Below are 13,592 nucleotides of genomic sequence, written 5' to 3'. Positions count from 1 at the left end.
AATCGCTCCTAGCATTGAATTTCTGTGGTTGTAACGGGGTATTTTTCAATCCTTTGTGGGATTTCTATAACACCGTTATAGTCAATTGTCATATCAGGCACATAAGCATATTCGCGACCATCGGCTGATAGCTGACCTTGCTGACCTTGTGTGACGGGTATGTTTAAATTTGCATATGAGAAAGCTATCGGGTTTTGTGGCTTTATAAAAAAAGAACTTCTTGTACCATAATTTGCATCTATGGTTGAAACAATGGGGGGTATATGCACCCAAAAATGCCCACCCCACATGCCGTGAGATGTTATTGAAAATGATTTAAGCGTACCTGTCATTGGAAACGTAAAATGCGCCCCTGAGTGATAGGCTTCAGATCGCCAGTCTGTACCACCTGTGCCGCTAAAAGGTACATCTTTAGGTGGAATAATGCGAGTATGAATACTCACCTTGGTTACTTTGTTGCATAATTGATCTTTATCATCTGCTACTAATCGACAGTTTTGATAAGATGTTTCTTCATGATCGATGATTTTCCATTCAGTACATATCTTTTGAATGATGCATTTTCCCTTAGAATCAAATGTATCGTTTTCATCACCTTGACAGTTGTAGTAAACACCGTCACTAAAGATCGCATCCGTTTTTTTATTGCATTGAGCAAAGATATTGTTTTCGCCACCATCGCCAAACGACTTCATGTAAGCCTGATGATTGCTATAACCATCTTTACCTAAATAACCGTTTGAAATGATGTGGTACATATCACTATCTTGTGCGGTGTTCGCTGCCTGATTATTGATGCTATCGGCATTCGTCACTGTCTGGCTTTTTTGAGTGACTTTAGCCTGACAATGATTGTTATTATTGCAATGCCCTGTGATTTGATAACCGTATTCGGTCACTGTATTATTATTAATGGGAATATTGACTTGTTTGTAATTGCTTTTATGATCACAATCAACCCCATTTTTAGAGGTCTCAATGCACATTAATGCAGGGACAACGCCTGCACCACTCTTACATGGAATAATAAAATAGGTGCCATGCAAAGCCGTGCGATTTTGATCAAAGGTGCAGCTATCGTTAATGGTAAAATCAAAGGTTGCACTCAATGAACCAACGACCCCCATATTGTCGCGTGACATACTCGACTGATTACCTACCGTGGTAGCAGAAACGCCCATCGAGTCCATGATATTATTGCCAGATTCATTGCTTGTTACATTGCCGCCTTGACCTGCTAGTAAGGCGCCTAGTGACTGACCTTGCTGATTGGTTGCATCCCACTGTGGATTATCTGCGTAACTCATAGCAAAACCGATAAAACCTATCAATAAAAAAACATTGTTCAATGCATGATTATTTATGTTATTTTTCATCTTTTTATTCATCTTTTTCATTGATTACCCTGCCCATTTTTTTCTTTATTTTCTTCGGGTTTCATCTCGTACTGTTTGACAACATCAGGCGCACCAATAATGCCGCTTTTACCCTGAGATAACCCCATACCATTTAGCATTTTTAAGACATAATCTTTTGGCAATGGTTGCGGTACGTCTCGCAGATCGCCATCATAGGATTTAATGTGCTGTGAGGTATTCATGCCGCCAGTCATCTTGGCGTAACGTGTCATGAAATTTTTAACAGGTGCGCCATTTTCACCAAAGGATTCAAGCGCATAATAAGTAGATACTGTGCCTGTCATTTTCCAATAAAGTTTTTTATCGATGTGGTTACATTTCATATAACCGTTTGATTCTCTTTTGCCAAAACACAGTTGTGCATTGTCAGCAATTGAGAAAACTATGCTTGGTACTTCAGTGATTTGATACTCTTGAAATTTATTCGAGTCAATTTCAATGGGTGGATGAATGCCTGCGTAGTTAATCAGTGGATTGACTTTATCATGCATGAATTTAATCAGATTATCATACTCTGGCAAAACACCGTTAATCACCAATGAACCACCTGACCAGATCGCTTCTTTGATGTATCCTTTAATTAACTTCTCAGGCATGGAGAAACTGATAAAGTAATAAAGCTTTTTTTGTTTAGGTACAATGCCTTTAGCTAAGGAGTTTATATTGTCTTTGACAATCTTTGTTGTCATTGATTTAATGCTATTAGCATCATCATACATTTTCTGGTCTGGCTGTAATTGATGCTTCATTATAAAATCAACGTCACTTAATGCTTGTTTTTGGTTATTGTTTAAAGTGACATGGCTGTTATTATCATTTGAATTTATACTTTCAGTTTGCTTGTGATATGCTGTGTTTATTGCATTAATATCATTAAGAAAGCTTGGATTAAGTTGGTTATTTGCAAATGAATTACTAATAAAAAACAGATTAATGGAAACAATAGCAGATGCTTTTAATAACTTTTTCATTTTAAAACTTCCCCATAGAAATAAACAAAGCAAATTTTGCGATGGCTGTTGAACACGCAATTAATGCAAATAAATTTAGAATGATTACAGGCACTATCCTAAACATCGCTAATCGCAAAATAAACCCTACGACAAAAAGCGCACTAAAGATTAATGAAATAATGGTTAATGTAACTAATGTTGACATTTTAATTTACCCTCTATTTTATTTTTTTTAAAACACAAGGGTATTAGATCATGCTAGCGGCTGAGATTTTTTAGCCGATGCAAAAAAAATGGAAAAAAACGAAAAAAATGCAAATTGATGATGAATATTTGCAATTGATAATATCATTAATTTGATAGTGCACTTTTGGCATTTTATTTATATTTCAATAAACTGTATTTTGTCTTTAAAATCACCCTTAGAATATGGTATTTTCTGCTCCACTTTTTCAGCGGCATTTAATATATTTTGTGATAAAGAGTTGAATATTCTTTTAGGTATAGCATATATAACGCTATGATACACATCGTTTTTGATATCATTCCAATAGTCCATCATAATTGCGTTATACCTTGTCAATGATTTAGGTGTTATTTCAATTTCTAGCGCCATGATTGAATCGTTAAATTTGATTAAGCAATCAGGTATTCTTTCGTTTTTTTCTTTTCTTTTTAATTCGATACCATAGGCGCGATATGTTCTTTCATTGTAGAATGTAAAGCCTTTAAACTCATTATTAAGAATGATGTGAGACTTTTGTATATACATATTGTGTTTTAGCGTATTTAAATTAAATTCAGATTCATAAAAAACCATATCTTCTGTTGCTGTTATACGTTCATTATTGCAGTGTTCGTAAACACCAGAAAGTGTTAAACCATAAAAGACACCCCTGATGCCATTTTCGTTTATTTTAACTTTTTTTATAATGCCTTCATCTTCTAATCTTCGCACCATAAAATATACACCTCTTTCGGTTATTTCCAAGAAATCAACAATGTTACTTATGTTTGTGTATTGGTGCTGATATAAAAAATACAGCAGCATTCTTCTGTTATTTTCACCAATATTGTTGAGAGTTTTGGTTAGATTGAATTTATGCCCATCATTTTCACTTATAGAACTCATGCTGTGATTACCTGTTATGATTTCTTGTTCTGATTTCTATTTTATTGAAATCATGACATGTAATCAAGAAATGAAGGATTTTTCTATACACTGTATGTATTTAAAGCGTTTTTTATTGGCAGTTCGATTCCCTAGCCAATTCGTTGACTATACGGATAAGAATCACGGGAATTACCAAAGGAATTTTAAAATAAATAGAATCACTGATATTTAAGTCGGAAAAATTTGCATTTTTTTCGTTTTTTTTCATTTTTTTTGCATCGGCTAAAAAATCTCAGCCGCTAGCATGATCTAATGATTATGTGTTAAATAAACTTTAAAGGTAAAAATTTATGAGTAAAGCTGACAGTGTCACCAATAAAATATGTTGGGGGTTTGTCTTAGTTGTTTGTTATCTATTGCTATTGACTTATTTAGGTGTGTGCGTTTTCCCAACTATTGATATGAAAATCACCACAGTTCTATATAACATAACATTTGTTAAATGGCTTTATTACCCATTAACCTTTTCTCTATTTTTGGGCTATTTTGCATTTAGGTACTTTAAGAAAAAAGCATTTCCAAAAGGGGTTAAAATTGCTTTTAGTAAAGATAAGAAATATCTGAAAATTATCGCACTAAAAAATACAAGTATTGGCATCAGTCTTATTGTGCCTTTATTCTACTTTTTGATTTTTAACTACTACCTTGTTGTGAACATTGGTTTGTACTATCTAACTGTCAAAAAGTATTTCAGCATTGCATCACTTAAATATTACATGACTTTAAACGCATTTACTTCGGCTGTGCATAACACAATTGCAACGGTATTTATTGTCTTAATTGCTTATGCGATACACAACGTATTAAAAGCGCTTAAATATAACCATATGGTCTCAAGAATAAATGCGGATATTAACAAGTACATTTATGACAGCACTGTCATTGATAAGCCAAGCGATATAAGAGACGATTTTTCGCAAATGAAGAAATTGGATAAAAAGCTAAATAACACAAAGTATTCCCCAAAAAAATATTTTCATAAAAATAAGATATATTTAGCACTGTCAACTCAAACTAAAAAGCCAATTTATATTGATAAGTTTATGGTGGACGAAAAAAGACACCCGCACATATCAGTCGTTGGTGCTACAGGTTCTGGTAAAGGTGCAGTGACGCAATATATTTTTGCGCAAACAGCAAACATGGGTTATTGCAATATTGCTTTTTTACCACAAGTTGATGAATTTTTATTAAAGCAAATGGAAATTTCTGCACGAGAGAATAATAAAATTTTTCACGTCATTGATCTTAAGAAAATTGATGTTCCTCAATTTGATTTATTACAAAATTGTTCATCCGATGAATTTGATACTTTAACGGACTACTTGTTTCCTTATTTAGAGATGACAACTGAGGGTAAAAACTATTATGCTAAGTTTTCAAGAAAAGTAAGAGATGCGATGTCACTGTTGGCTCCAAAAGCAGATTGCCTAATACATTTAGTTGAACTTTTTAACAAAAAATATGATGTTAACAGCTTTCTCAATAGCGAGGGTGAGGTACCGCAGTTTTTGGAAGAGTTTTGCAATTTAGCAGATATGGCAATTTGTAAAACAAATGATGGCATTGATTTTAGAAAGATGATTGAAAATGGTGATATGCTTTATGTTATTTGCCCTGATATGACGTTTGATAATTATAAATCAATGCTGTGTAAGGCGCTATTTAACCGTTTATCACAAATCATTGCTGAACGACCTGAAAGTAATCCGCAGCGCATCTTTTGGTTTTTAGATGAGTTCCCAGAATTTGTAAGTCGTCCTATGCAAAAGGCGATTGAACAGGTTAGAAAAAAAGGCTGTATTTTTATTTTTAATATGACGAGTTTTGCTAGCTTAGATACAACAAAAAAAGATGTTACAAGTTATGCTTTTATTAAGTCAACTATTGTTAATTCCTCTTTACTGGTTTATGGTACACCTGATATTGCTTTAGCCAGAGAGATTAGTGACTTAACAGGCAAGATTCCAGTTTACAAACAAGGCATGCGTGGTAGTGTTAACGATGCATCATCTGCCGCTTTTGATGATGGTGGTAGAAATTTCTTTGGCGATAAAGAGAATTTAATTAGTGAAGGAATTATTGCAGGCATGCCACAATACTTTTGTGTATTTATTGCCAGAGGTGAAGTGGCGCAAATTGCGTATACTGGCTATATGAAGTTGCCTTATGATGTAGCACTTGCTAGTATTCATCCATCATCACTTTATGAGGCTGACTTTGCGATTGAGCTTTCTGATAGCAATAATAATAATAATAATGAAGAAAACACTCAATCAGGTAAAGCTAAAAAGAATAAGAAAGACGCAGTTAATCCGACAAATGATACCTCAGTTGGATCTATTTCTGAGGTAAAAGATGAAATTGCATTAGAAAGAGAGCGCCTACAACGTAGCAGGAAGAAGCAAACCATTGTATCTGATCATAAAGAGGAAACATGGGAGTCCCAACCAACAGAGGATATTAATAAAACCAATGCGACCAAAAAGGTTAATTTAATTAATTTACCAAAACGTCAAGACAAACCAGAGGAGTAGTTTACATGTCACGACAAAAATTAAGTTTACAAGAGAAGATCGAATTACAAAAGCAAGCGGTCAAAGATGCTGAAGCGAAAGTTAAAGCCTTGCAAGCTAAGCAAGCTGACAATATCGGCAGGATTGGTGTTAAGCTTGGACTTGATCAGTATAGCAATAAAGAAATTAAAGAGATCATGGAGTTGGGTTTGGAGTTGTTTAAGGATGATTCTAAAAAAGATAGAGATAACTCTAAGATCACTTCAAAGTCAGAGGTGGCTACTATTAAAGAATTGATGGTTAACCAATAAGAATAAAGGGAATTTTATTCATGATGAGAATATTTGGAATTTTAATTTTAGCGTTTACTGTTTTCTCGTGCTCTAATGAGCAGCCTCCATCATCTAACGCTCAAGATTATGACTATATGTCTTTTGTTAGGTTAGCGAATATTGCAGCATATACAAAAATTCAATACTTCAAGGAAAGTAGTAGTGTAGATATTAATAATAGTCAAGTTTACTCTGCAATTGTAAACTATGCTTACCCTGAATTTTACGCAGATAATAATGGTAATAATTTTTTAATTCACGACAAGCTGCATGATGCTATTGAGAATATTTCAAGAGATGCAGATATTGCAGACTTGGGTAAGTATCTTTATACCGACGGTTGGGCTGTTATTAGGGATAATTATAATTATAGCTCAAATGAGCTGCCGATATATCCTTTAGGCTATACATATTTCAGCACAGAATATAATGAAAAGCCTATGAAGCATATTTTTGAGACGCATTTTTTAAATTCTGATTTTATACGGATTAATGGCTACTCTAGACCAGATTTGTCTTTAAAAATAAGTGAGAACTCTGCTCAAGCTTTATTTACCAAGGCAAAAGATAATCAAAACAAAATTTGCATGAGGTATTATTATACAATAAAAAATTATCTATATGGTACGATAAGTATAAATATGGTTTCTTATAATGTGATTGATTCTAAATATTGTGAAAGCCACTAGTGTTAAAACTTTTAAACACGCAAATACTTCATTTTCCTTGTTGATGTCATATTTTTGCTGCATTAAACCATCTATAAAGTATTCGCGTCTCTTAGATGTATGGCACTCGTAATCGCTACTAGCGAGCGTTAAAGGTCTATCAATTTCATTTTTTTCAACTTTTTTGCATCTTTTTTACAGCGGCTAAAAAATCTCAGCCGCTAGCATGATTTAATTTCACTTGTCGTTAAATAAATACTACAAAGTGAGGTTTGATTATGTTGATCATCAGTGGCAGCTTGCTGTCGGCAAAGATCAGAGAGTTTATGTACTATGCCGCATGGGGCGGTATGGTGTTTTTATTGCTGTATATTGCAATAGGCTATTTGGGTTACTCAGGCTACAGCGTTGGTTTTAACGCATCAGATTCTGAACGCACAGGATTTTATTATACAAAGCCGAGGATAGCTGCGCTTAATCGCGATGATATCTATGCTTTTCAACTCAGTAGTGGTAATGAAGCGTTAGCCGATAAAGTCATTGATAAAGATACGTATTTGCTTAAACAGGTAGGCGCGGTATCAGGCGAGTATTTATTTACTAACTCAAACACTATCTATGCTTGTGAGAGCAATCACTTTGACGGTCAATGTAGCGTTCTTGGTACGTGCTTAAATGTGAGCTTCAAAGGTCACAAGTTGCATTGTCAAAACTGGAATGGCTACAAAATCCCTGAAAATCACTATTACATGATGTCAACACGCGTCAAGGATAGCTATGACTCACGTTATTTCGGTCTTATTAACGGCAATCAAATTAAGCGTACTGCGCATCTTATTCACTTTATCGGAGGTTAAAAATGTTGAAGAAAGTATCACTTATATTGGCGACTGTATTATCTGTTTTCGCTTTCAATTTCGCTCAATCCAAAGCGGTCACAGTGGTTGAGCTATCTAACTTTTATTGTCCACACTGCTATGAAATGGAGCAGTATCATCAAGTAATTGATGAAGAAGTCAAAGCGACAGGTGGCAGTTTTTTGTTCTCCCCCATTTTTTATGGTGATTACCCGATGTGGGCAGCTAAGGCATATTATTCTGATCTATCAATTATTGCAGGCGTTAATGATGCGATCAGATCAGTTTTATTTTCGTCAGCCGTATCAGCGGGATTAAAGCTTGATACGCCAGAGTCAGTCTGTCAGGTGTTGTCAGACCAGATTAAGGCAATTAACGAATCAGACTGTATCAGGCGGATGAATGCACCTTATGGCTTTGTTAGATTAGGCAAGGCACTAAGATTGCTTGATTACCTTGTCAAAGAGAAGTATTTAGGGGAGATGGTCAACTTTCCTGTCTTTGTGATTGAAACGGACAATCAAGTGCAACAGGTCATTAGCGCCGATGGTGAGAAAGGTGATAAAAACATGTCACAACTGGCTCAAGAAGTCGTAAGCGCAGTTAAGGGGTACGGCAATGTTTAGTTATCAGCCATTGTCATTGATGGTTCAGGAGCGAATTGCAAAGGAAAAGCTGAGTGATGAACAGCATGCGATGATTCAGCCGATGCTATCAATGTTAACTGAAGTGGCAAAGCTTTATCAAAAGGATCATGAAATAGTGAGCGATGCTGTTGCAATCATCAAAAGTACAGGCAGCGAATTAAATCATGTAGGACTGCAATTCTATTTTAATCAGTTAGCACAGTTGCTTGAAGTGCCTTTAGCTAGTGCGCTATGGTTTGGCTTGGAGTGTGCGGAAAAAGGCGTTAACACGCCAACATTGGAGCGAGAGTATAATAACTTTATGCAACAGGAATATACGCATATTGGTATTTTGTATTTATATACACGCTTGTTTGAGACAATAACGCCTGATGCGTGCATGACATTTTTAAAAGCCATGCGTGAATCAATGGTTGATCGGGATGCTTCTGTGCTTGATCACGCTGAATTAATGACAGTTAAGGCACAGCTTTATTCATTACTGTGCAGCAAAGTTTATGAGCATGCGGCAAGTGGTGAGGTGAGTTTTGCTAAAATGCTTTATGTGGTGAGTGATCGATTATTTGCTGTTTTTGATTTTATGGGGCATAAAATTATTGAGATGCGTCACTTTCATGAAATGCGGTCGTTAAGTAATGAAAAACCCATCGCAAGTATGCAACTATCATCACAAGCGCATTGGTATTATCATGATTTAACCACAGTCAGTATTGAAAGCGTTACAGATAGTCTGTCAGAGATGGGAGATGTTACGTTAAAAAATCAGATTAACACCTATCAACTGAGTAAATCAGCGCAATCAATCATGGATGAATTGTTAGAGAATTTTGATTTATTGTATCTCAGCAAAGGGGAGCTGCATCGTGCTGATACGGTTGAGTTGGTTGAGTTTTTGAATGAGGTGCTTGTCTGTGATGGCATTGATGATGTTGTCAGGATTGAACTTATCAAAGAAAAAGCAAACACATGGTATAGACGTATGGCGCATCATTATGTCGATACAGGAGAAGATGTCATTGTTGAGCAAGTGATGTTTTTATTGGCAAGTATGGTTTCTGTGGAGGTGTTTTATGAGGTGGTTTAGTTGGTTATTGGTATTATTAGCTTTCCTTTGCGTGACATCTGCATGGTCACATGATCTAGGCACACTGGGACAGACGTATCCTATTAAAGAGGTGGACATTAAACTGGTCATTGCTAAACAAGGTGAGCATCTACCTTTAGACAAAATCAAAGCAGACCTTAAAAACTCAACGGAAAACTATTTTAAAAACCTACCTAATTTTGGTTTAACAACGGTAGAGCGAACAAAGACAAGGTATGCAGACCCCTCTTTGGCTTACAACAAAGACTATCAATACAAAGGTAGAGTGTTTTATCACAAGGGGACGTTTGTGAATCCTTTGTCAGTGGTGCGTCCAAGTACGGTGATGTTATATTTTGATGGCAATGATGACGAACAAGTACAATTTGCTAAAGAGGTTATTAAAAACCACCCAGTGCGTGTGCAATTGGTTTTAACGAACGGCAATCCTCAAGACTTAGGCAAGGAATTACAACGCCCTATTGGTTATGCTAATAAAGAAATATTAGCAAGGTTTCATATTCAACATATCCCAAGCTTGTTGGGTATAGGTGAAAATCAGCATTACTTTGATTTAGCGATTACCGATTTTGCCTATCCCTATTCGGCTGATTTGGTGGATTTATGTTGGCATGGATGTAGTGACGCAGTGATTGATGCTTTTAATAAAAATGAGCTTAAGAAGCATCGAGGAAGTAGTGAAAAAAGTAAAACAATTAAAAACAAAGAGGTGCAGCATGTCAAAAATGTGTAACTTTATACGGTGGCTAATCAGTGCAGTTATTATTTTCAGTGGTAGCATCTCACTCGTTTTTGCAGAGGACGGCACTTGTCATGGGCGTTTTTTAAATCCGATTACTGAAATTAACTGGAACTTGATTTTGCCCATTAAGATATCAGGTGTCCCTTTGGCTTACAGTGTTGGGAGTAATGAGTCACCCTTAGCAACAACTTCACCTATGTGTATTTGTCCGGGTCGAATTTTTGGTTATCCAACGCCTGGCATTATGGCAACTTTTCATGAGCCGTTATACATTGAAGAAATTGCACGTATTGCGGGGTGTTTTTCCTCAATTGGCGGCATCAATGTCTTAGGTGGTTTTGACATGCAAAACATGTCGCTTGATTTAGATGCATCACAAGGTGATATTGCACGTTGGCAAGTACATTGGTACAGCTATCCAGTTTTTAAGCTGCTTAAGTTGTTTCAAGACTTTGCCTGTGTACAGTCAGACGGTGGTTATGCGCTTGCCTATATCACAGAGCTTGACCCAACATGGCAAAATGACGAATGGGGCGCTGTGTTTAACCCAGAGGCAATTTTATTTGCCAATCCAATAGCGCAAGCTGCGTGCATTATTGATGCGATTTCGTCAACAGCTTATCTGCCTTTAGACCCATTAGTGTGGTGTGCGGGCAGTTGGGGCGGTGTATATCCTTTTACAGGTAATGCTAATGCAAATTCTGATCGATTGCAAAGCGCTTACCTAGTAGGGGCTAAGATGATTGCCAAGCTATCAAGAGTTGGGATGTTGTGGGATACAGTAGGTCAATGGGCGATGTGTTCGCCCGTGCCATCTGCCATGTGGATTAAATCACAATTCACCATTGACCCTGTGTATCCGATGGTTAAAGAAGGCATAGGGGTTCCAATTGGTGCAGCACCCATTGTTTACTTGAATATTCCACCGCAGAGCTATCCGATGTTTGAAAATGTCACCAATGTTATTTTTCAAGAGCAGCAATGTTGTATGCATATTTAGCTTAAAGCCATATTTTACAAGGCTGAGTTAGCCTTTATCTCTTAGTTTCTCCAAGTTTTTCCATTTATTTTCATTTTTTTTCAACTTTTTTGCAGCGGCTAAAAAATCTCAGCCGCTGGCATGCAATATTATGTCTAGTTAAGGCAAACGAAAAAATAAGATGAACGAAAAAAGCGGAAAAAGCAGGAAAAGCAAAAAAACACAGAGTAGAAAGAAAAGGGCTTTAGGGGTATTTATACCTGTTAACACAGCACATGGAGTTGATCGCAGTATTTTAGTCTATGGTGCATTACTGGCATGTGTTGTGTTTATTTATCAACATCTCGTTGACTGGCAGTTTAGTATCTATTTTTTAGGGCTTTATTTGCTGCCTGTTGGATTTTTTATGTTTAGCTACGTCTTTAGCCAGTTAAGCAACAAACTCTCAATCTTGGCGCTTATATGGCGATCTTTAGGTTATTTTAGTCTGATTACACCGTTGTTGTTTATGGCATGCCTGTTCTTACCTTTAACACCGCATGCGATTGCTGATCCTTGGTTAAAGTCATTTGACGAGACTATTGGCATCAATGTCGCTGAGATCATGACTTATTTTAAAACACATCATCCATTGTTCAATGATTTTATTTGGTGGTGCTATCAAAGCATTACATGGCAAGTGATGTTGGTTGTTTTGCTCATGCCATTGGTATCAATGAAGCATGTTGTTAAGTTTTATCAGCTTGTATGTGTGACGTTTATGATAACACTCGTTATCTGCTATTTTTTTCCTTCAATAAATCCTTACTACAGTTACCCTGATTATCAGTTTTACAGTGGTCAGATCATTGAAGCACATGCTTATGTAGCCTTTAGAGCTGATCGACTTGTCAGTATCAACGATAATATTTCATGTCCAAGCTATCATGTCATTACAGCCTTAATGCTCATATATGTCTTTTGGTCACTCAAGCGGTTTTATCTGCGTTATCTATTTCTGGGATTAAATCTTTTGATGATTTGCAGCACGGTTATTACAGGTTGGCATTATGTGGCGGATGTATTGGGTGGTTTTGTTGTGTTTTATTTGTCGTTGGCGGTCATTTGTTTAGTGCCGTTTCTTATTAAGCAGCTTGGCTTTTATTGGCAGTCTTTGAAATCAAAAACAAAAAAGCTAGGTGGTTGCCATGTATAGCTTAGTATCGCAATCAGTCACAGAAGAGTGTTACCAATCACTCACCTACTTTTGGCTTGAGTCCTTAGAGCGTATAGCTAACAGATATGCTTTAAATCATGCAGAAATTGACGTAGTAGCAAGATTATTAGGCAACTACACATTTACTGAGTCTATATCTGAAAACAGCAAGGCATTTGATTATGCGCGTCTGAGCTTAGGGGAATCTTATGCATTACGTAAATTCAGTCGTTGGTCATTAGCCAACAGCAAAAGCGAGCTTTCGAGTAGTGGTTATTTGATCTGTCATCGTTTGGCGACAAAGGGAATTTTAAGCATGAGTGAATTTGAATCGGAGGAATACTACGAGTTATCGCAGTCAGTGATTGACTGGTTGCGTTATAGCGCTTGGGAAACTAAGCAATCACTTCATTAAAAACAAAAGGAGAGAATAAAAAATGAAGTTAAATCTTAAAAGGGTCAAAAAAGCAAAAGCCATTGGCTTAATCACTACGGCTGCGATTGTTGGCGCACAACTAACAGGGTGTGCAGCAATATCAACGGCTATTCATCACGGCAGTTTAACGACTGAATCCAAGATGAGTGAAACCATCTTTTTAGACCCAGTATCAACTAAAGACAAAACAATTTATGTCCAAGTCAAAGACACTTCAGGTCAAGATGTAAAACTTAAAGATGCTTTAGTGGCTCAATTGAAAGGTCAGGGTTGGGATGTCGTCCGTGACGTAGACAAAGCGCATGATATGGTGCAAGTCAATGTACTTCAAGTCGGTAAAGCACCAAGTGTGCAGTCGGTGTGGCAATCAATGAACAGCGGCTTTGGTAATGCGATTATGGGCGGTTTAGCAGGTGTTGCCGCAGGCTTGGCAGCTAATAGCGCAGGCGTAGGCATTGGCGTAGGCGCGGGTGTTGGTGCTGTTGGTTGGTTGGCTGATCAAATGTACTCCGATGTGGTTTACTCGATGATTACCGATATTCAGGTATCTGTGCGTGTCGATGGTGAGGT

Annotated in this window: 15 protein-coding genes; 11 read left to right on the top strand and 4 right to left on the bottom strand. The window is 36.7% G+C overall.

What is annotated here, in order from left to right; translation table 11 throughout:
- Positions 1-8: 8 nt before the first annotated feature.
- The 4 genes from ACY10D_RS07305 to ACY10D_RS07290 form a co-directional block, all read right to left on the bottom strand.
- Positions 9-1,397 carry a hypothetical protein gene (locus tag ACY10D_RS07305; RefSeq protein ID WP_487000096.1) on the bottom strand — a complete coding sequence of 463 codons (1,389 nt, stop codon included), beginning with the start codon at positions 1,395-1,397 and terminating at the stop codon, positions 9-11.
- A complete protein-coding gene (locus ACY10D_RS07300; protein ID WP_487000095.1) occupies positions 1,394-2,389 on the bottom strand; it encodes a TrbC family F-type conjugative pilus assembly protein in 996 nt (331 codons plus the stop codon). Before ACY10D_RS07300 ends, ACY10D_RS07305 begins: the two co-directional genes overlap by 4 nt.
- A 1-nt stretch (position 2,390) precedes the next feature.
- The gene (locus ACY10D_RS07295; RefSeq protein ID WP_487000094.1) at positions 2,391-2,576 is read right to left on the bottom strand and encodes a hypothetical protein; all 186 of its coding nucleotides are present in this window, start codon (positions 2,574-2,576) and stop codon (positions 2,391-2,393) included.
- Between the two features lie 177 nt (positions 2,577-2,753).
- Positions 2,754-3,503 carry a hypothetical protein gene (locus ACY10D_RS07290; protein ID WP_487000093.1) on the bottom strand — a complete coding sequence of 250 codons (750 nt, stop codon included), beginning with the start codon at positions 3,501-3,503 and terminating at the stop codon, positions 2,754-2,756.
- 332 nt (positions 3,504-3,835) lie between these two features.
- On the opposite strand from ACY10D_RS07290, the gene ACY10D_RS07285 reads away from it, so the two are divergent.
- The 11 genes from ACY10D_RS07285 to traT form a co-directional block, all read left to right on the top strand.
- Positions 3,836-6,082, top strand: a complete 2,247-nt coding sequence (locus ACY10D_RS07285) for a type IV secretory system conjugative DNA transfer family protein (protein WP_487000092.1) — start codon at positions 3,836-3,838, stop codon at positions 6,080-6,082.
- A gap of 5 nt (positions 6,083-6,087) precedes the next feature.
- Positions 6,088-6,372 (top strand): hypothetical protein, encoded by a 285-nt coding sequence (locus ACY10D_RS07280; RefSeq protein ID WP_487000091.1) that lies wholly within the window; start codon positions 6,088-6,090, stop codon positions 6,370-6,372.
- A 20-nt stretch (positions 6,373-6,392) separates the two neighbouring features.
- A complete protein-coding gene (locus ACY10D_RS07275) occupies positions 6,393-7,082 on the top strand; it encodes a hypothetical protein (RefSeq protein WP_487000090.1) in 690 nt (229 codons plus the stop codon).
- Positions 7,083-7,339: 257 nt separating this feature from the next.
- The gene (locus ACY10D_RS07270) at positions 7,340-7,918 is read left to right on the top strand and encodes a S26 family signal peptidase (protein WP_487000089.1); all 579 of its coding nucleotides are present in this window, start codon (positions 7,340-7,342) and stop codon (positions 7,916-7,918) included.
- Positions 7,919-7,920: 2 nt separating this feature from the next.
- A complete protein-coding gene (locus tag ACY10D_RS07265; RefSeq protein ID WP_487000088.1) occupies positions 7,921-8,544 on the top strand; it encodes a thioredoxin domain-containing protein in 624 nt (207 codons plus the stop codon).
- Positions 8,537-9,649 (top strand): hypothetical protein, encoded by a 1,113-nt coding sequence (locus tag ACY10D_RS07260; RefSeq protein WP_487000087.1) that lies wholly within the window; start codon positions 8,537-8,539, stop codon positions 9,647-9,649. Before ACY10D_RS07265 ends, ACY10D_RS07260 begins: the two co-directional genes overlap by 8 nt.
- On the top strand, positions 9,636-10,403 hold the full coding sequence (locus tag ACY10D_RS07255) for a hypothetical protein (protein WP_487000086.1): 768 nt from the start codon (positions 9,636-9,638) through the stop codon (positions 10,401-10,403). Before ACY10D_RS07260 ends, ACY10D_RS07255 begins: the two co-directional genes overlap by 14 nt.
- Positions 10,387-11,412 (top strand): TraU family protein, encoded by a 1,026-nt coding sequence (locus ACY10D_RS07250; protein WP_487000085.1) that lies wholly within the window; start codon positions 10,387-10,389, stop codon positions 11,410-11,412. Before ACY10D_RS07255 ends, ACY10D_RS07250 begins: the two co-directional genes overlap by 17 nt.
- A 160-nt stretch (positions 11,413-11,572) precedes the next feature.
- Entirely contained in the window at positions 11,573-12,586 is a 1,014-nt protein-coding gene (locus tag ACY10D_RS07245) for a phosphatase PAP2 family protein (protein ID WP_487000084.1), read from the top strand.
- Positions 12,579-13,001, top strand: a complete 423-nt coding sequence (locus tag ACY10D_RS07240) for a hypothetical protein (RefSeq protein ID WP_487000083.1) — start codon at positions 12,579-12,581, stop codon at positions 12,999-13,001. The genes ACY10D_RS07245 and ACY10D_RS07240 overlap by 8 nt, the downstream gene beginning before the upstream one ends.
- A gap of 22 nt (positions 13,002-13,023) precedes the next feature.
- Positions 13,024-13,592, top strand: a 569-nt coding sequence (traT, locus tag ACY10D_RS07235; protein WP_487000082.1) for a complement resistance protein TraT, incomplete at its 3' end; no start/stop codon positions are given.

It is taken from the genome of Cysteiniphilum sp. (assembly GCF_057495195.1).
Note: the sequence above shows the minus strand (reverse complement) of the source record. Positions and strands in the feature narration are given on the sequence as shown.

Excerpts from the sequence above, each read along its gene's own strand:
- ACY10D_RS07275 (WP_487000090.1), top strand. The coding sequence starts at position 6,393 with ATGATGAGAATATTTGGAATTTTAATTTTAGCGTTTACTGTTTTCTCG.
- ACY10D_RS07290 (WP_487000093.1), bottom strand. The coding sequence starts at position 3,503 with ATGAGTTCTATAAGTGAAAATGATGGGCATAAATTCAATCTAACCAAA.
- ACY10D_RS07240 (WP_487000083.1), top strand. The coding sequence starts at position 12,579 with ATGTATAGCTTAGTATCGCAATCAGTCACAGAAGAGTGTTACCAATCA.
- ACY10D_RS07285 (WP_487000092.1), top strand. The coding sequence starts at position 3,836 with ATGAGTAAAGCTGACAGTGTCACCAATAAAATATGTTGGGGGTTTGTC.
- ACY10D_RS07265 (WP_487000088.1), top strand. The coding sequence starts at position 7,921 with ATGTTGAAGAAAGTATCACTTATATTGGCGACTGTATTATCTGTTTTC.
- ACY10D_RS07255 (WP_487000086.1), top strand. The coding sequence starts at position 9,636 with ATGAGGTGGTTTAGTTGGTTATTGGTATTATTAGCTTTCCTTTGCGTG.
- ACY10D_RS07260 (WP_487000087.1), top strand. The coding sequence starts at position 8,537 with ATGTTTAGTTATCAGCCATTGTCATTGATGGTTCAGGAGCGAATTGCA.
- ACY10D_RS07250 (WP_487000085.1), top strand. The coding sequence starts at position 10,387 with ATGTCAAAAATGTGTAACTTTATACGGTGGCTAATCAGTGCAGTTATT.
- ACY10D_RS07295 (WP_487000094.1), bottom strand. The coding sequence starts at position 2,576 with ATGTCAACATTAGTTACATTAACCATTATTTCATTAATCTTTAGTGCG.
- ACY10D_RS07280 (WP_487000091.1), top strand. The coding sequence starts at position 6,088 with ATGTCACGACAAAAATTAAGTTTACAAGAGAAGATCGAATTACAAAAG.
- ACY10D_RS07305 (WP_487000096.1), bottom strand. The coding sequence starts at position 1,397 with ATGAAAAAGATGAATAAAAAGATGAAAAATAACATAAATAATCATGCA.
- ACY10D_RS07300 (WP_487000095.1), bottom strand. The coding sequence starts at position 2,389 with ATGAAAAAGTTATTAAAAGCATCTGCTATTGTTTCCATTAATCTGTTT.
- ACY10D_RS07245 (WP_487000084.1), top strand. The coding sequence starts at position 11,573 with ATGAACGAAAAAAGCGGAAAAAGCAGGAAAAGCAAAAAAACACAGAGT.
- ACY10D_RS07270 (WP_487000089.1), top strand. The coding sequence starts at position 7,340 with ATGTTGATCATCAGTGGCAGCTTGCTGTCGGCAAAGATCAGAGAGTTT.